The organism is Stappia sp. G46H5W, from assembly GCF_058448995.1.
On record NZ_JBZFLL010000002.1, the window covers coordinates 473,370 to 490,408 of the forward strand.

Genomic DNA, 17,039 nt, shown 5'->3' on the forward strand with positions numbered 1-17,039 from the left:
ACTTCCCCTCGTGTGCCCTTGTTCCTACCGGAGGCAGGGGGAGGGAGGAAGGGGAATCCGGGCGGTGTGCATTTCGTGTGAAAGGAGCGGGGAAAACGTGGGCGCCCGGTTGACGCGGAGGGCGATCTTCGTTCCGCCGGCAAAAGGTCTGCCAGGGGGCTAAGGGGCACGCATGACACGAAAGTGACCAACTTGCCCACATGCCCTAGGGGAACGGTGTGGATCAGCGATTTCCCGCTTGTCTTGGGGCTCTTGCGTCTGTCATGGAAGTGTCGCTTAATGTTCATGTGAGCGACATCTGGCGTTCATATGAAACAAATACGAAATGCGGACATTTTCGTTCAACGCGTCTTCTATACCGGAGGCCGCGTTGCCCAGAACCGCATGTCGGGCCGGGTGCCCGAGCTTTGGGAGAGCAAACTATGGCTTATCGCAAGACGCTGGCCGGTCTGGTCGCCGCAACGATGCTTGCCGGCAGCACCACCGTGTCCTTCGCCGCCACCGAGATCCAGTGGTGGCACGCCTTCACCGGTCGCCTCGGCGATCTGCTGAACGAGCAGGTCGAGAAGTTCAATGCCTCGCAGAGCGACTACGTCGTGGTCGCTTCGCACAAGGGCAACTACTCCGAGGCGCTGAATGCCGGCATCGCCGCCTTCCGCGCCGGCGAGCAGCCGCATATCCTCCAGGTCTTCGAGGTCGGCACCGCCACGATGATGGGCGCCAAGGGCGCCATCAAGCCGGTCTACGAGCTGATGGCCGAGACGGGCAAGGAGTTCGACCAGAGCGCCTACCTGGCCGCGGTTGCCGGCTACTACACCACCACCGACGGTCAGATGCTGTCGCTGCCGTACAACTCCTCGACCCCGGTTCTCTACGTGAACCGCGATGCGCTCGAGGCGGCTGGCATCGATCCGAACACCGACCTGAGCACCTGGGAGAAGGTGGGCGAGGTGCTGGACAAGCTGAAGGCGTCCGGCGCAGCCTGCCCGCTGACCACCGCCTGGCAGAGCTGGGTGCATCTGGAGACCCTGTCTGCCTATCACGACGTTCCCTTCGCGACGAAGGAGAACGGCTTCGGCGGCGTCGACACCGAGCTGTCCTTCAACGGACCGGTTCAGGTCGCGCATATCGAGGCGATGGGCCAGTGGGCCAAGGACGGCAAGTTCATCTATGCCGGCCGTCGCAACGAAAGCGGTGCCCAGTTCCGCGCCGGCGAGTGCGCCCTGTTCACCGAATCTTCGGCCGGTTATGCAGGCGTGAAGTCCGAGGCCAAGTTTGCCTTCGATATCCGCCCGCTGCCGTACTGGGATTCGGTCGAGGCTGCTCCGGTCAACACGATCATCGGCGGCGCCTCGCTGTGGGTGATGTCCGGCCATGAGGCCGAGGAATATGCCGGCGTCGCGGAGTTTCTGAACTTCCTGTCGTCCGCCGACATCCAGGCCAAGTGGCACCAGGACACCGGCTACCTGCCGATCACCATGGCCGCCTACGAGCAGACCAAGGCCTCCGGCTTCTACGAGGCCAACCCGGGCACGGACATTGCCGTCATCCAGATGACCGGCAAGGCGCCGACCGCCAACTCGAAGGGCGTGCGTCTGGGCAACTTCGACCAGATCCGCGGCATCATCGACGAGGAGCTGGAAGCGGTGTGGGCCGGCGACAAGTCGGCCAAGGAGGCGCTCGACAACGCGGTGGAGCGTGGCAACCAGCTGCTGCGCCGCTTCGAGCAGGCCAACCGCTGATCCCCTGAAACGGTCGCGGATGCGGGACATGTCCCGCATCCGTTGCCCATTCCAAGAAACGGGAAACGGTCCGGCAGCCTGCCGGGCCGTTTTCGCCCGTCGGCTAGACCCGGCGGACAGAGCAGCCGGAATAGCGCGCCATGCACAAACGCGTCGTCTTCAATAGTCGGGTCTTGCCGTATCTGCTGCTAGCGCCGCAGATCTTGGTGACACTAGTCTTCTTCTTCTGGCCCGCGGGCCAGGCGATCTATCAGTCCGCCTATATTCCAGACCCTTTCGGTCTTTCCTCGCAGTTCGTCGGCTTCGGCAACTTCGAGTTCCTGCTGAGCGACCGCTACTATCTCGCCTCGTTCAAGACGACGGTGATCTTCTCGACCCTGGTAACGTTTGTCTCCATGGGTGCGGCGCTGTGGCTCGCGGTCATGGCCGACCGGGTGATCAAGGGATCGAGCGCCTACAAGATGCTGCTGGTGTGGCCCTATGCGGTGGCCCCGGCGGTTGCCGGCGTGCTGTGGCTGTTCATGTTCAATCCCAATGTCGGTCTGGTTGCCTGGTACCTGAAGGCAATGGGCTACAACTGGAATCACGTCCTGGACGGCGAAGAGGCGATGGGGCTCGTCGTCGTGGCCTCCGCCTGGCGCCAGATCAGCTACAACTTCCTGTTCTTCCTGGCCGGCCTGCAGGCGATCCCGAAAAGTGTGATCGAGGCTGCGGCCATCGACGGGGCAAGCTTCGCCCGCCGGTTCTGGACCATCGTCTTTCCGCTGCTGTCGCCCACCACGTTCTTCCTGCTGGTGGTCAATGTCGTCTACGCCTTCTTCGAGACGTTCGGCGTGATCCACACGATCACCGGCGGCGGCCCGCAGCAGGCGACGACGATCCTCGTCTACAAGGTGTTCTCAGACGGTTTCGTCGGCCAGGACCTCGGGTCCTCGGCCGCCCAGTCGGTGATCCTGCTCTTCGTGGTCGGGCTGCTGACGGTCGTCCAGTTCCGCTATATCGAACGCAAGGTGCACTACTGATGAGCGGCATGGTCGAAAAACGCGGGCTCGGCATCTGGCTGACCCATATCGGGCTGATCGTCGGCATCGCGATCATCTGCTTCCCGATCTACATGGCCTTCGTCGCCTCGACGGTGACGCAGCCGGAGATCGCCCGCCCGCCGATGCCGCTCATCCCCGGGCCGCATCTGATCGAGAACTATACGGCCGCGCTGACGAGAGGCGTCAACTCGCCGGTCCTCCTGATGCTGTTCAACTCCAGCGTCATGGCGCTCGGCATCACCATCGGCAAGATCGCCATCTCGATCATCTCCGCCTATGCGATCGTGTATTTCCGCTTCCCGTTCCGCATGGCGTTCTTCTGGATGATCTTCCTCACCCTGATGCTCCCGGTCGAGGTGCGCATCGTGCCGACCTACGAGGTCGTCGCAGGGTTCGGGATGCTCAATTCCTATACGGGCCTTATCCTGCCGCTGGTGGCTTCCGCGACGGCGACCTTCCTGTTCCGTCAGTTCTTTCTCACGGTTCCGGACGAACTGATCGAGGCGGCGCGGGTCGACGGGGCGGGGCCGGTGCGCTTCTTCCTCGACATCCTGCTGCCGATGTCGCGGACCAACATCGCCGCGCTGTTCGTGATCCTCTTCATCTACGGCTGGAACCAGTATCTCTGGCCGTTGCTGATCACCACCAAGCCGGAAATGAACACCATCGTGATGGGCATCAAGCAGATGTTCCCGTCCGGCGACGATATCGCCGACTGGCCGGTGATCATGGCCACCACGCTGCTGGCGATGCTGCCGCCCGTCGCCGTCGTCATCTTCATGCAGGGGCTCTTCGTGAAGGGTCTCGTGGAAAGCGAGAAATAGGTTTCATGGCGAAGATCGCTTTTTCGAACGTCCGCAAGTCCTACGGCACCACCCAGGTCATCCACGGGGTCGATGCGGAGATCGCCGACGGCGAACTGATCGTGATCGTCGGGCCGTCCGGCTGCGGCAAGTCCACCCTGCTGCGTATGGTGGCAGGTCTGGAAACCGTGACGTCGGGCGAGATCCGTATCGGCGACCGGGTGGTCAACGATCTGGAGCCGCGTGAGCGCGACATCGCCATGGTGTTCCAGAACTATGCGCTCTATCCGCACATGTCGGTCTTCGACAACATGGCCTACGGCTTGAAGATCGCAGGTGTTGCGAAGCCGGAGATTGCCGAGCGGGTCGCGCAGGCCGCTAAGATGCTGGAGCTCGAGCCCTATCTCGACCGCAAGCCACGCCAGCTTTCGGGCGGCCAGCGCCAGCGCGTCGCCATGGGCCGAGCGATCGTGCGCAAGCCCTCGGTCTTCCTTTTCGACGAGCCGCTGTCCAATCTCGACGCCAAGCTGCGCGTGCAGATGCGCGTGGAGATCAAGACGCTGCAGCGCCGTCTCGGTGTCACCTCGCTCTACGTGACCCACGATCAGGTGGAGGCCATGACCATGGCCGACCGGATCATCGTCATGAACGGGGGCAATGCCGAGCAGGTCGGGACGCCGCTATCGGTCTACCACAAGCCGGCAACGGTCTTCGTCGGCGGGTTCATCGGCTCCCCGCCGATGAATTTCCTGCAGGCGGCGCGGCTCCAGGCGAGCGGTTTGCTGCGCAAGGTGGCGGAGACCGGCGGTGCGGCAGGCGCGCTCGATACGGTCGGCGTGCGGCCCGAGCATCTTTCCTTCTGTGCGGAAGGCGCGGCGGTGCTGTCGGGCAAGCTGATGATCGCCGAGGCCCTGGGGGCGGAAACGCTGGCCCATGTGGAGCTCGACGACGGCGAACGCATGATCGTGCGGGTCGAAGGCGGGCACGAGGTTCCGGCCGCGGGCGAGCGGGTGCATCTTTCCTGCGCGTCCGAGCACCTGCACTATTTCGGTGCCGACGGAAAGCGGCTGCCTGACTGATTTCAAAACACTGTCGGCCGGCACTCAATGAGCCCGGCCGACAGGCGTTTTCCTCAGTTCAGCGTTTCGATCAACCGGACCATGAGTTGCATCCGCTCGCCCAATGACGGGATGAAGATGTGCTCGTTGAGCGTATGCACGTCGTCGCCGTCCGGGCCGAGGCCGTCGAGGGTCGGAACCTTGTCGGCGATGAAGTTGCCGTCGGATCCGCCGCCCGTCGTCTCGCCGATCAGTTCGAAACCGATCTCCCCGGCCAGCCGCGCCGCATGGTCGAAGAGCGTCTTGCTTGCGGGCGACTGCTCGAAAGGCGGGCGGTTCATGCCGCCGGTGATTGTCAGCTTCGTATCCGGGGTCTTCGGCGTGAGGCCGGTGATGCGGGCGACCATTTCATCGGCAGCGGCGAGCGTCGGCACACGCAGGTCGATTTCGGCCGTCGCGAATTGCGGCACGACATTGGTTCCGGTGCCGCCCCGGATCTCGCCGACATTGACGGTGATCTCGCGGTCGTAATCCGTCATCGCTTCCAGCGCGATGATCTGGTGGGCAAGCTCGGTCACCGCGCTGCGGCCCTGCCAGTGGCGGGCGCCGGCATGGGCGGGGCGGCCCTCCACCTTCAGCGTGAAGCGACCGACGCCCTTGCGGGCGGTGACCACATGGCCGCCATTGCGGGCCGGCTCCGTCACAAGGGCGTATTTGGCCGCGCCGCCGATGCGCTCGATCAGCGCCCGCGAGGTCGGACTGCCGACTTCCTCGTCCGAGGTAAAGAGAATGCTGACGGCAAGGGCAGGGGGCGTGCTGCCGGCCTCGATATCGGCAGCGACCGCACGCATGGCGGCAAGTCCGTTATACGCGCCGCCCTTCATGTCGCAGATGCCGGGACCGTAGCAGCGGTCGCCTTCCACGCGGATCGGCAGGTCCTTGTCGATGGTCCCGCGCGGATGAACGGTGTCGAGATGGGACAGGAAGAGAATGCCCGGCTTCGAATGGTCGCCCCATGGGGAGCGGACCAGCAAATGGTCGCCATGGCCGTCGCGGCCAGGGAAACGCTCCGTGGTCGCGCCGAAAGCCATGGCTTGTGTGGCCACGAGATCCATCAGCCGGTTGAGCCCCTCGACATCCGGCGTATGCGTCTCGATGCGTACCCAGTCGAGCAGGCCGGCGAGCAAATCCTCCGACGACGGCTTCATGTCTATCCCCATGTGCGTGAACGATAATCGGGCGAGAGCAAGATCATAGCCTGTCACTTTGCGCTTCGCGAGAGGCAATGCTGGCGGGCCGTGCGGCAAGGCCGGTGCGCCGCGGATGCCGCGGCGTCGCCGGCATGAAAAAAGCGCCGACCCGAAGGCCGGCGCTCTGGTTTTCGTCACTCGTTGCCGAGGCAGATCAGGCGGCGCGCACGCCCGTCAGGAAGCTCTCGACTTCCTGCTTGAGTGCTGCGGCGTCCCGATTGACGGCGGCAGCTGCCGACGCCACGTCTTCGGCGGCGGTACGGGTCTCGCTGGCGGCATGGGAGACACCGAGAATGTTCTCGGTCACGTCCTGGGTGCCGCGCGAGGCTTCTTCCACGTTGCGGGCGATCTCGCCGGTGGCCGCGCCCTGCTGCTCGACCGCAGCAGCGATCGCGGCGGCGATGGCATTCATCTCTTCCACGGTACGACCGATGGACTGGACGGCGCCGACGGCGGTGCGGGTTTCGCTCTGGATGGTGGCGATCTGCGCGGTGATCTCCTCGGTCGCATTGGAGGTCTGGGAGGCGAGCTCCTTGACCTCGGCGGCGACGACCGCGAAGCCGCGACCGGCATCGCCGGCGCGGGCGGCCTCGATGGTCGCGTTCAGCGCCAGCAGGTTGGTCTGCTCGGCGATGGCGGCGATCATGCTCACCACCTGGCCGATCTTCTCGGCCGCGTTGGCAAGGCCCTGGATCTGGCTGTCGGTACGCTGAGCCTCGCCGACCGCCTGGGAGGCGATCTGCGACGACTTGGAGACCTGCGAGCTGATCTCGGAGATCGACGAGGACAGTTCCTCGGTCGCGGAGGCAACCGTCTGGACGTTGGCGGCAGCCTGCTGGGCCGCAGTGGCGACCGTCGTGGAGCGGGCATTGGTGTTTTCGGCGATGTTGGCCATGGAGCGTGCGTTGTTTTCCATGGTGCCGGCCGAGGAGGTGACAGCCGTCAGCAGCGCGGAGGCGCTTTCGTCGAAGCGGCGGGTCATTTCCTCGATGCGCAGCGCACGCTGCTCGCGGCTGCGCTGCTCCTCGATCTGCGAGGCGGAGAGATCCTGCGCGCGCAGCATGCCGTCGCGGAACACCTCGGTGGCATCGGCCATCTGGCCGATTTCGTCCTTGCGCCCGGCGCCCGGCACGGAAACCGAAAGGTCGCCGGCCGCAAGATGCCGCATGGCATCGGTGATCGCGGCGATCGGCCGGCTGATGCTGTTGGCCAGCAGGAAGGCGGCGATGCCGATCAGGGCGGTGAGCGGCAGGATCCAAAGCGCGCTGACCAGGAGCTCGCCATAGAAGGCCTCGGTCACGTCATCGACATAGAGCGAGGCGGACACGGCCCACTGCCAGGGAGCGAAACCGTCCGAGTAGGCGACTTTCGGGGAGGGCTCCGTCTCGCCGAGGCGCGGGAAGTAGTAGTCGGTGAAGCCGCCGCCTGCCCGCGCGGACTTGACCTGGCCGACGACGTATTCGGTCCCGTCGGCATCCTTGGAAGCCCACAGGTTCTGGCCGACGATCTTCGGATTCGGGTGGGTGACGACGACGCCCTGGTTCGCCTGAGAGGAATCGATGACAACGAAGTAGTCGGATCCGTTGAAGCGCATCGAGGTCAGGAGGTTCTTGGCGATCCGCTGAGCCTCGTCCACCGACAGGTTTCCGGCCTGTGCGTCCTGGGCGATGGCTTCGATCATCGTCACGGCGGTCTCGACCTGGGTGCGAACGAGTTCGCGGCGGTCGTGCATCATCGAGCCGTAGAGCGAGTAGATCTGGACCGCCGCGACAAGAAGCAGGGCAGCCAATGTGCCGCCGACAAGCGTCAGCATTTTCTGTTTGATGGACATAGGGGAGGCGACCTCGTGAACTGAAGATGCTGCAGTAGGTACGAGAAACTACTGAAGCTTCAGTAAATACGTGGGGCAAACGAGGCTCTTTAAATCGTTGACGTAACGGCATATTTCTTGATGTTCAATCCAAGGGTTTTGTTGTCCGTGTGCGCTCTCCTTTGGGTTGTGATTGGGCTGCCGAGATGCCGGCGCCGCTTGGAGCGGCGCCGTGCGGGGGATAAGGTTCGCTCCGACATCGCGAACGCGATCCAAGGAAAAGTGGAGCGAAACCTTGAGCCTTGTTCTCTATGAGCTGTGCGGCGCCGATGCGGGGCGCCCCTTCAGTCCCTACGCCTGGCGCATTCGGATGGCGCTGAAGCACAAGGGGCTTGATTTCGAATGCCGGCCCAAGCCCTTCTGCGAGATCCCGGCCATCGCGCCGGATGTCGGCAAGACGGTGCCGATCCTGGTCGATGGCGAGCGGACGATCTGCGACAGCTGGGCGATCGCCACCTATCTGGAGGAGGCCTATCCGGACCGGCCGAGCCTGTTCGGGGGCGAGGGCGGGCGCGCCGCGGCCAAGCTGATCGAGGGCTGGGTCAACGCCTCGATCAGTTCGCTTATCGTGCGGCTCATCATCAAGGATATCTGGGACGTGCTCGGCCCGGCCGACCAGGTCTATTTCCGCGAGACGCGCGAGGCCCGTTTCGGCATGACCCTGGAGGAGGTCCAGGCCGGGCGCGAGGACAGGCTCGCCGAGCTGGGGACCGCCCTGTTGCCGCTGCATCTGATGCTGAAGAGCCAGCCCTTCATCGGGGGCGATGCGCCGCTTCACACCGACTACCTGCTGTTCGGCACCCTGCAATGGGCACGGATCACCAGCCCGTTCCAGTTCATCGAGCCGGGATCGCCTGTCGGGCAATGGCGCGAGCGCTGCCTCGATCTGTTCGACGGCTTCGGACGCGGCGTTCCGGCAGCCTGAATCTTTCCCGAAAACAGCAGAATCCGGCGTCCCTTGCGCCTTGCGGGGGCGCTCATCCCCGGCTATACGCATGGCGCGCCCGCTCACGGGCGCAACGAGATCAAGCAGTGTCCGGCTTTGAGGCACGGACAGGCGGGGCCCGCGAGGGCGCGAGGCTCCGCCGGACAACAACGGGAAAACGATAATGGCGATCGAGCGCACCTTTTCGATGATCAAGCCGGACGCGACGCGTCGCAACCTGACCGGCGCGATCACCAAGATGCTTGAGGATGCCGGCCTGCGCGTCGTCGCTTCCAAGCGCGTGTGGATGTCGCGTCGCGAGGCCGAGGGCTTCTACGCGGTGCACAAGGACCGTCCGTTCTTTGGCGAGCTGGTCGAGTTCATGTGCTCGGCCCCGACCGTCGTGCAGGTTCTGGAAGGCGAGAACGCCATTGCCAAGAACCGCGAAGTGATGGGCGCCACCAACCCGGCCAATGCCGACGAGGGCACCATCCGCAAGACCTTCGCCCTGAACATCGGCGAGAACTCGGTGCACGGCTCCGACGGCGCGGACACCGCCGCCCAGGAGATCGCCTACTGGTTCTCCGAGACCGAAATCGTCGGCTAAGGTTTGAAGTCGCATCGCGACATCGCAGCCAACGCTATCTGGAAGGGCCGGCCGCTGTGCCGGCCCTTTCTTTTTGTACGGCCACTGGTCCTTGACATGACGGCTTGGTGCGAGTGAGCCTTGCCGCCGTTTTCCTTGCCCGCGAGAGACGCATGAACGCCCCCGTTGCCAAAGATCCGGTTCTGAAGGCTTCCGCCTGTCCGCACGACTGTCCGTCCACCTGCGCGCTGGAGGTCGAACTGTTCGCCGACGGACGCATTGGACGGATCAAGGGCGCGCGGGCGAATGCCTACACGGCCGGCGTCATCTGCGCCAAGGTCGCGCGCTACTCCGACCGGCTCTATCATCCGGATCGCTTGACGCAGCCGCTGAAGCGGGTCGGGGCCAAGGGAGAGGGGCGCTTCGAGCCCATCTCCTGGGACGAGGCGCTGGATCTGGTTGCGGCCGCGTTCCTGAAGGCCGAAGCCGAGCACGGGGCCCAGGCCGTGTGGCCCTATCACTATGCCGGTACGATGGGCCTGGTGCAGCGCGACTCGATCCACCGCCTGCGCCATGCCAAGGGCTACTCGCGCCAGTTCGACACGATCTGCACCAATCCGGCGTGGACGGGCTATATCGCCGGGACCGGGCGGCTCGCGGGACCCGATCCGCGGGAAATCGCGGTTGCCGACATGGTGGTGATCTGGGGAACCAACGCGGTCTCGACCCAGGTCAACGTGATGACTCATGCGATCACCGCCCGCAAGACGCGCGGGGCGAAGATCGTCGCCATCGACGTCTACCCGACCCAGACCGTGAAACAGGCGGATCTCGGCCTCGTCCTGAAGCCGGGAACGGATGCAGCGCTTGCCTGTGCGGTGATGCATGTGTTGTTCCGCGATGGGCATGCCGACCGCGACTACCTTGCCCGCTACACCGACTGCCCGGATGAGCTGGAGGCGCATGTGGCGCAGCGCCCGCCGGAATGGGCGGCGGCGATCACCGGACTTTCGGTGGAGGAGATCGAGCTCTTCGCCCGCATGGTCGGGCAGACGAAGCGCACGTTCTTCCGCCTCGGTTATGGGTTCACTCGCCAGCGCAATGGCGCCGTCTCGATGCACGCGGCCTCCTGCATCGCGGCCGTGACCGGCGCCTGGCAGTACGAAGGCGGCGGCGCGTTTCACAACAACGGTGCGATCTACACGCTCGACAAGTCGATGATCGAGGGGCACTCGCTGATCGATCCGGCGGTGCGGCAACTCGACCAGAGCCAGATCGGCCGGGTGCTGACGGGCGATGCCGAGGCCTTGCGCCATGGCCCGCCGGTGACTGCGATGCTGATCCAGAACACCAACCCGGTGTCGGTGGCGCCAGAGCAGGAACTGGTGAAGCAGGGCTTCGCCCGCGAGGACCTTTTCGTCTGTGTGCACGAGCAGTTCATGACGGAAACGGCGAAGATGGCCGACGTGGTGCTGCCGGCGACGCAGTTTCTCGAGCATGACGACATCTACAAGGGCGGCGGACACCAGTATCTGCTGCTGGGGCCGAAGCTGGCCGAAGCCCCGGGCGAGACTCGCGAGAACGTCTATGTGCTCAATGAGATCGCCCGACGTGTCGGCGCGGCCGAGCATCCGGGTTTCGCCATGAGTGTGCGCGAGCATATCGACTGGATGCTGAAGGCTTCCGGTTTCGGTTCGCTGGAGGAAATCGAGCGGGACCGCTGGGTCGACTGCCAGCCGGACTTCCGCAAGGCGCATTATCTCGACGGGTTCAACTGGCCGGACGGCAAGTTCCGCTTCAAGCCGGACTGGCCGACGGTGCCGGCGCCCAACGACGGCCCGATGGGACCTTTCGCCGACATGCCGACCTTGCCCGACCACTGGGCGGTGAACGAGGCGGCGAACGAGGAACATCCCTTCCGTCTCGCGACCTCGCCGGCGCGCTCGTTCCTCAATTCGACCTTCAACGAGACGGCGTCCTCCCGCGACAAGGAAGGGCGGCCGGACCTGATGATCGGGCCGATGGATGCCGAACGGCTCGGGATCTCCGACGGCGACCGCATCCGCATCGGCAACCGGCGCGGCGCGGTGATCCTGCATGCGCGCCTCACCGAGGGGCTGAAGCCCGGCGTCGTGGTGGCCGAGGGGATCTGGCCGAACGATGCCTATCCGGACGGCCGCGGTATCAACACGCTGACCGGAGCCGATGCTGTGGCGCCGTACGGCGGGGCGGCCTTCCACGATACCGCCGTGTGGGTGCGCAAGGACTGACCCTACGCACCCGCGGCACCGGGGGGAGCTGGCAGGCGGCGTCAGGCCGCCTGTTCGCCGCGCAAGGTTGCGGGGATGCGCGCTGCCGGGCCGAACACCGTGCGCTCGAACCGCAAGGCGTAGTCGGCCAGCGTCGGGATCGCGGCCGCGTGGCGCATCAGCGGCGTGTCGACATCGCTCGCAAGGATGTTGAGCACGACGCCGACAATACTGGCATCGACCGTGGTCGGCCGGTCGCCCATGAAGAAGGGCTTGTCGTCCAGAAAGGCGGCGATGGCGTCGAGAGCCGTGCAGCCGAAGGCGTAGATCTCCTCCGGCGCATGCCGGCCGATGCCCTGTGCATGCAGTGTCTTGCGGATGTTCTCGCGCAGGCCCATGAACACGTCCCGCCGCATCTCCTCGGGCACCCCGGCGAGGGCAGTGGAAAGCATCATTCCTTCGCCGGCAGGATCGATCCAGCGGGCATGGACTATCGTCCAGCGCAGGTGCTCCTCAACCATGCGGCGGAAGGCCTCCGACATGGCCAGTTCGACGCCGGTGAGCGCGTCGTCGATGGCAAGTCCGTGATGGCGTTCCAGGTGGCGCTGGATCAGAGAACTGTCGGGGATGACGAGGTCGCCGTCCCTGAGCACCGGCACCTTGCCATGGGGCAGGGCGGCAAGATCGGTGGTCGGCTCCAGCCGGTAGTCGCAGCCGGCCAATGCCAGCAGCGCTTCCGCCTTGTAGCAGAAGGGCGAGAGACTGCGAATTTCCGGCGGTGCGGGAAAGTTGACGAGAACGAGCATGGAGGCATCTCCTGGGGTTGCGTCTGGCTCGCGTCTTGTAGCCAACCCTTCCTGACAGCATACTGTCAGCATCAGGTGGCAATATGTCAGCGGAAGGGAAAGTGATGCGTCGTGCCGACAGGTTGCTGCAGGTTCTCCAGATCCTGCGCCGGTACCGCAGGCCGGTCAGCGGTGCGGCCATTGCCGCGGAGCTCGAAGTGTCGTTGCGCACGCTCTATCGCGATATCGCCGCGCTGCAGGCCTCCGGCGTGCCGGTGGCAGGTGAGGCCGGCGTTGGCTATGTCCTGGAAGAAGGCTACGACCTGCCGCCGCTGATGTTCACGGCAGAAGAGCTGGAGATCATCATGCTCGGCCTGCGCATGGTGGAAGGGCGCGGCGACGAGGCGATCCGGCGCACCGCGCGCGACGGCGTCGCCAAGATCGCGACGGTTCTGCCGCAAGGGCTGCGCGACGGGTTTCTGGATGCGCCGCTCTACGCCCCGCCTCCCTGCGAGCTGCCGGGCGACCGGATCGAGCTGTTGCGGCTCCGGGAGGCCTTGCGGCTGGAGCGGAAGGTGGAGATCCTCTACCAGGTTCCCGATCGTCCGCCCGAGCGCCGTGTGATCTGGCCCATCGTTCTCGCCTTTTTCGAGCATGCCCGGGTGCTGGCTGCCTGGTGCGAGCTGCGGCAGAACTATCGCAACTTCCGCACGGACCGGATGCTGGAAATGACGGTGCTGGACGCGCGCCCACCCCGTAGCCGCAAGCGGCTCTATGCGGAGTGGTGGCGCCATCGGCTGGAAGAAAACAGGGCCAGGGAAGCGGCGGCCGAGAACGGGGGCGTTGCAGGGTGCCGGGCGGTGGGCTGAGCGCCCGGCCGCCTCGTGCGTCTCACCCCTTGGGGGCGATCAGCGGCGGCTGGGCCGCATCCGCGCCGGATTTCAGGTGCACCCGCATGCCGTCGATCTGGAAGGCGTCGGCCGCTACCAGCGCAAGCGCCTGAGGGTAGATGCGGTGCTCGACTTCGAGCACGCGCGCGCCCAGCGTTGCCGGCGTGTCGTCGTCGAGCACGGCGACTGCGCCTTGCGCGATGATCGGTCCGGCATCCATCTCGGCGCGAACGAAATGCACCGTCGCGCCATGCAGGCGGCAGCCTTCCGCCAGCGCCCGAGCATGCGTGTCGAGGCCCTTGAAGGCCGGCAGCAGCGCCGGATGGATGTTGAGCAGGCGGTCGTGCCAGCGCTCCACGAACCAGGGCGTCAGGATGCGCATGAAGCCGGCCAGGCAGACCAGCTCCACATTGCGGGCACGCAGCTCCGCATCCAGCTTTTCCTCAAAGGCTTGCCGTCCGCCCTGGCCGCGGTGGTTGACCGCGACGGCCTCGATGCCGGCTGCGCGCGCCTTGTCGAGGGCGGGAGCGTCCGGCACGTTGGCGATCACCGCGACGATTTCCGCGGGAAAGGCCGGATCGGCGGCTGCCGACAGCAGGGCGGTCATGTTCGATCCGCGCCCCGAGACGAGGATCGCCGTGCGCTTGCGGCCGGAAGCGGAAGGGGCAGAGGTCAAAGCGCCAGGGCTCCGTCGAAGACAACAGCCTCGTCGCCCGTGCGTGCCTCGAGGGTGCCGATGCGGCTCACCGTCTCGCCCTCGGCGGTCAGGATCGCAATCGCTTCGTCTGCCGTCTCGGCTGCGACCGCGACGACCATGCCGACGCCGCAGTTGAAGGTGCGCAGCATCTCCGACTGGGCAACGCCGCCGGCCTTGGCCAGCCAGCCGAAGACCGGCGGGACGGAGATGGCGGAGAGGTCGATGCGGGCGCCCAGATGGTCGGGCAGCACGCGCGGCAGGTTTTCCGGCAGGCCGCCGCCGGTGATGTGGGCGAGCGCCTTGATGCCGGCGCCAGCCTTCAGCGCGGCCAGCAGCGGCTTCACGTAGATGCGGGTCGGTGTCATAAGCGCTTCGCCAAGGCTCGCGCCGGATGCGAACGGAGCATCGGCGCTCCACTCGAGACCGGAATGCTCGACGATCTTGCGCACCAGGGAGAAGCCGTTGGAATGCACGCCGGAGGAGGCGAGCGCGAGCAGCACGTCGCCTTCGCAGACGTCGCCGCGCGGCAGCAGGGTACCACGCTCGGCCGCGCCGACGGCGAAGCCGGCAAGATCGTAATCGCCCTTGCCGTACATGCCCGGCATTTCGGCGGTCTCGCCGCCGATCAGCGCGCAGCCGGAAATGCGGCAGCCCTCGGCAATGCCCTTCACCACGTCGGTGGCGACGTCGACGTCGAGCGCGCCGCAGGCATAATAATCGAGGAAGAAGAGCGGTTCGGCGCCCTGCACGACGAGATCGTTGACGCACATGGCCACGAGATCGATGCCGACGGTCGCGTGCGCGCCGCTGTCGATGGCGATCTTGAGCTTGGTGCCGACGCCGTCATTGGCCGCGACAAGGACAGGGTCGGTGAAGCCGGCCGCCTTCAGGTCGAACAGGCCGCCGAAGCCGCCGATCTCGCTGTCGGCACCGGGACGGGCCGTCGCCTTCACGAACGGCTTGATCCGCCGCACGAGGGCGTTGCCCGCGTCGATGTCGACGCCCGCGTCGGCATAGCTCAGGCCGTTCTTGGGGGAGGGGGTCGCCTCGCTCATGCTTGTCATGTCTCCGAAACCCGTACAGGGCGCGCATACAAACACAGAAGCGCCGGAATGCAAGCGAAACCGGGCCCTGTTTGCACAGGCGCGGGGCGGAAAAGCCGCATCGAGCGTCACGGGCGCGAAAGGGAGCCTGTCAGCCTGTGGTGAAGAGGGAAAATGGCAGATCCCGGCAGGGGGCCTCCTTGACGCTCCCCGGCGCGGCTGCCTATCTGCTGGGGGACGGAGAACAGACTGACACCAGCAAGGGACGAGATTTCGTGACGCTCAAGCGACAGATCAATTTCTGGCTGGTTTCCTTCGCACTGTTTGCGCTGTTCATCTACCTGTTCAGCCCGATCCTGCTGCCCTTCGTCGCTGGCATGGCGTTGGCCTATCTGCTCGATCCCGTCGCGGACCGGCTGGAGGCGTTCGGTCTGCCCAGGCTCGGGGCAACCATCGTCATCCTCTTCATCTTCGTACTCGCGTTCATTCTCATCCTTCTGCTGCTGCTGCCGATCCTCGGCAACCAGCTGGCAGCGTTCCTCGAGGCCTTTCCGAACCTCGTCAGCTCCCTGCAGGAGCTCATCACCTCCGGGCTCGGCAGCCGTCTGTTCGAGACGCTGGGCATCGGCGGACAGGAGCTCAAGGCCAATGTGGGCAGCCTGCTGGGTGAGGGCGCCGGCTGGATCGGCGGTCTGCTGAAGTCGGTTTGGAACGGCGGGCAGGCGCTGCTTTCGGTGATCTCGCTGTTCGTCGTGACGCCGGTGGTCGCCTTCTATCTTCTTCTCGACTGGGACCGGATGGTCGCGAAGATCGACGGCTGGCTGCCGCGCCAGCATCGCGACACGGTGCGCCGGCTGGCGCATGAGATGGATCTTGCGGTTGCCGGTTTCGTGCGCGGTCAGGTCAGCGTCTGCTTCCTGCTCGGCGCCTTCTACGCGATCGGCCTTGCGGCGGTCGGGTTGAATTTCGGCCTGCTGATCGGCATCGGCGCCGGTCTCGTCAGCTTCATTCCCTATGTCGGCGCGACGCTCGGCCTCGTCGTCTCTCTGGGTGTCGCGCTGGTTCAGTTCTGGCCGGACTGGCCGATGGTGGTGGCCGTGCTCGCGATCTTCGCCGTTGGCCAGTTCCTGGAAGGCAACGTGCTGCAGCCCAAGCTCGTGGGCAACAATGTCGGCCTGCATCCGGTGTGGCTGATGTTCGCGCTGTTCGCCTTCGGCTACCTGTTCGGCTTCGTCGGCATGCTGATTGCCGTACCGGCAGCGGCGATGATCGGCGTGCTGATCCGGTTCGTGCTCTCTCAATACATGGCGAGTGCGCTCTATACGGGTGAGGGAACGGCAATGGCGAGCGGGGTCCCAGGAGATCCGGCCGGCACGATGCCTGCCGGACGCGAGGAGAGCCACGATGGCTGATACCTTGCGCGGAGGCGGCGAACAGCTTCCGCTGATCCTGCCGCATGAAGCGGCCTATGGGCGCGACGATTTCCTGGTCGGCTCGTCCAACCAGGCTGCCTTCGCCCTGATCGATGCCTGGCCGAACTGGCCGAGCGCGGCCGCGCTTCTGGCAGGGCCCGTGGGCTCGGGTAAGACGCATCTTGCCCATGTCTGGCAGGCAGCGAGCGGTGCAGTAATCCTTCGGGCGTCCGATCTGCGCCGGGAGCAGGTCGAGGAGCTTGCCCGATCCGGTGCCGTTGCGCTGGAGGATGCCCATGCGGGCTTCGACGAGACGGCCCTGTTCCACCTCTTCAATGCCATTCGGGAGACGGGCGGAAGCCTGCTCGTGACCTCGCGCAGCTGGCCCCAGGCCTGGGGGCTCCGATTGCCGGATCTTGCCTCGCGGCTGCGCGCGGCGACCCCGGTGGAGATCCTGGAGCCGGATGACGATCTGTTGCGGCGGGTACTGGTCAAGCTTTTCGCGGATCGGCAGATCGATATCGATCCGGCCGTGGTAGAGTTCCTGGCCGTACGGATGGAGCGGTCCGTGGCGGCGGCTCAGGCGTTGGTCGACCGCCTCGACAGGGCCTCGCTGTCGGCGGGGCGGCGGATCACACGACCGCTGGCGGCAGCGGTTCTGGCGGAGCAGGACCCGGCCGCCTGAC

15 protein-coding genes are annotated in these 17,039 nt (G+C 65.6%); 10 read left to right on the forward strand and 5 right to left on the reverse strand.

Translation table 11 applies throughout. The features are described 5' to 3' along the window. Positions 1-422 precede the first annotated feature (422 nt). The 4 genes from ugpB (at position 423) to ACVJ6E_RS07930 (ending at position 4,667) form a co-directional block, all read left to right on the forward strand. Positions 423-1,742: a sn-glycerol-3-phosphate ABC transporter substrate-binding protein UgpB gene (gene ugpB / locus ACVJ6E_RS07915; protein WP_208996632.1), complete on the forward strand. Its 1,320-nt coding sequence runs from the start codon at positions 423-425 to the stop codon at positions 1,740-1,742. Between the two features lie 140 nt (positions 1,743-1,882). Beyond that, entirely contained in the window at positions 1,883-2,764 is an 882-nt protein-coding gene (gene ugpA, locus ACVJ6E_RS07920; RefSeq protein ID WP_120267780.1) for a sn-glycerol-3-phosphate ABC transporter permease UgpA, read from the forward strand. 8 nt (positions 2,765-2,772) lie between these two features. Next, the gene (gene ugpE, locus ACVJ6E_RS07925; protein ID WP_067218063.1) at positions 2,773-3,609 is read left to right on the forward strand and encodes a sn-glycerol-3-phosphate ABC transporter permease UgpE; all 837 of its coding nucleotides are present in this window, start codon (positions 2,773-2,775) and stop codon (positions 3,607-3,609) included. Between the two features lie 5 nt (positions 3,610-3,614). After that, positions 3,615-4,667 (forward strand): sn-glycerol-3-phosphate import ATP-binding protein UgpC, encoded by a 1,053-nt coding sequence (locus ACVJ6E_RS07930; protein WP_120267781.1) that lies wholly within the window; start codon positions 3,615-3,617, stop codon positions 4,665-4,667. A 53-nt stretch (positions 4,668-4,720) separates the two neighbouring features. Here the strand turns inward: ACVJ6E_RS07930 and ACVJ6E_RS07935 are convergent, their stop codons facing one another. Further along, positions 4,721-5,854 carry a M20 family metallopeptidase gene (locus ACVJ6E_RS07935; protein ID WP_199681011.1) on the reverse strand — a complete coding sequence of 378 codons (1,134 nt, stop codon included), beginning with the start codon at positions 5,852-5,854 and terminating at the stop codon, positions 4,721-4,723. 196 nt (positions 5,855-6,050) lie between these two features. After that, the gene (locus ACVJ6E_RS07940) at positions 6,051-7,727 is read right to left on the reverse strand and encodes a cache domain-containing protein (protein WP_120267783.1); all 1,677 of its coding nucleotides are present in this window, start codon (positions 7,725-7,727) and stop codon (positions 6,051-6,053) included. 274 nt (positions 7,728-8,001) lie between these two features. Here ACVJ6E_RS07940 and ACVJ6E_RS07945 point away from each other — a divergent pair, with 274 nt between their 5' ends. From ACVJ6E_RS07945 to ACVJ6E_RS07955, 3 genes are all read left to right on the forward strand, one after another. After that, complete coding sequence (locus ACVJ6E_RS07945) at positions 8,002-8,691, forward strand: glutathione S-transferase family protein (protein WP_120267784.1); 690 nt, start codon at positions 8,002-8,004, stop codon at positions 8,689-8,691. Positions 8,692-8,875: 184 nt separating this feature from the next. After that, complete coding sequence (gene ndk / locus ACVJ6E_RS07950; RefSeq protein ID WP_120267785.1) at positions 8,876-9,298, forward strand: nucleoside-diphosphate kinase; 423 nt, start codon at positions 8,876-8,878, stop codon at positions 9,296-9,298. A gap of 152 nt (positions 9,299-9,450) precedes the next feature. After that, entirely contained in the window at positions 9,451-11,547 is a 2,097-nt protein-coding gene (locus ACVJ6E_RS07955; protein WP_120268349.1) for a molybdopterin oxidoreductase family protein, read from the forward strand. Positions 11,548-11,588: 41 nt separating this feature from the next. Here ACVJ6E_RS07955 and ACVJ6E_RS07960 read toward each other — a convergent pair whose 3' ends face one another. After that, a complete protein-coding gene (locus ACVJ6E_RS07960) occupies positions 11,589-12,332 on the reverse strand; it encodes a glutathione S-transferase family protein (protein ID WP_158592631.1) in 744 nt (247 codons plus the stop codon). 104 nt (positions 12,333-12,436) lie between these two features. Between ACVJ6E_RS07960 and ACVJ6E_RS07965 the strand changes: the two genes are divergently transcribed. After that, positions 12,437-13,180 carry a helix-turn-helix transcriptional regulator gene (locus ACVJ6E_RS07965; protein WP_120267787.1) on the forward strand — a complete coding sequence of 248 codons (744 nt, stop codon included), beginning with the start codon at positions 12,437-12,439 and terminating at the stop codon, positions 13,178-13,180. A 22-nt stretch (positions 13,181-13,202) separates the two neighbouring features. Here the strand turns inward: ACVJ6E_RS07965 and purN are convergent, their stop codons facing one another. Beyond that, a complete protein-coding gene (purN, locus tag ACVJ6E_RS07970; protein WP_120267788.1) occupies positions 13,203-13,877 on the reverse strand; it encodes a phosphoribosylglycinamide formyltransferase in 675 nt (224 codons plus the stop codon). Then, complete coding sequence (gene purM / locus ACVJ6E_RS07975) at positions 13,874-14,953, reverse strand: phosphoribosylformylglycinamidine cyclo-ligase (protein WP_120267789.1); 1,080 nt, start codon at positions 14,951-14,953, stop codon at positions 13,874-13,876. The genes purN and purM overlap by 4 nt, the downstream gene beginning before the upstream one ends. A gap of 263 nt (positions 14,954-15,216) precedes the next feature. Here purM and ACVJ6E_RS07980 point away from each other — a divergent pair, with 263 nt between their 5' ends. Together ACVJ6E_RS07980 and ACVJ6E_RS07985 are read left to right on the forward strand one after the other, a co-directional pair. Next, positions 15,217-16,353, forward strand: a complete 1,137-nt coding sequence (locus ACVJ6E_RS07980) for an AI-2E family transporter (RefSeq protein WP_120267790.1) — start codon at positions 15,217-15,219, stop codon at positions 16,351-16,353. Beyond that, positions 16,346-17,038, forward strand: a complete 693-nt coding sequence (locus ACVJ6E_RS07985; RefSeq protein ID WP_120267791.1) for an HdaA/DnaA family protein — start codon at positions 16,346-16,348, stop codon at positions 17,036-17,038. Before ACVJ6E_RS07980 ends, ACVJ6E_RS07985 begins: the two co-directional genes overlap by 8 nt. The last annotated feature ends 1 nt before the right edge of the window (position 17,039 follow it).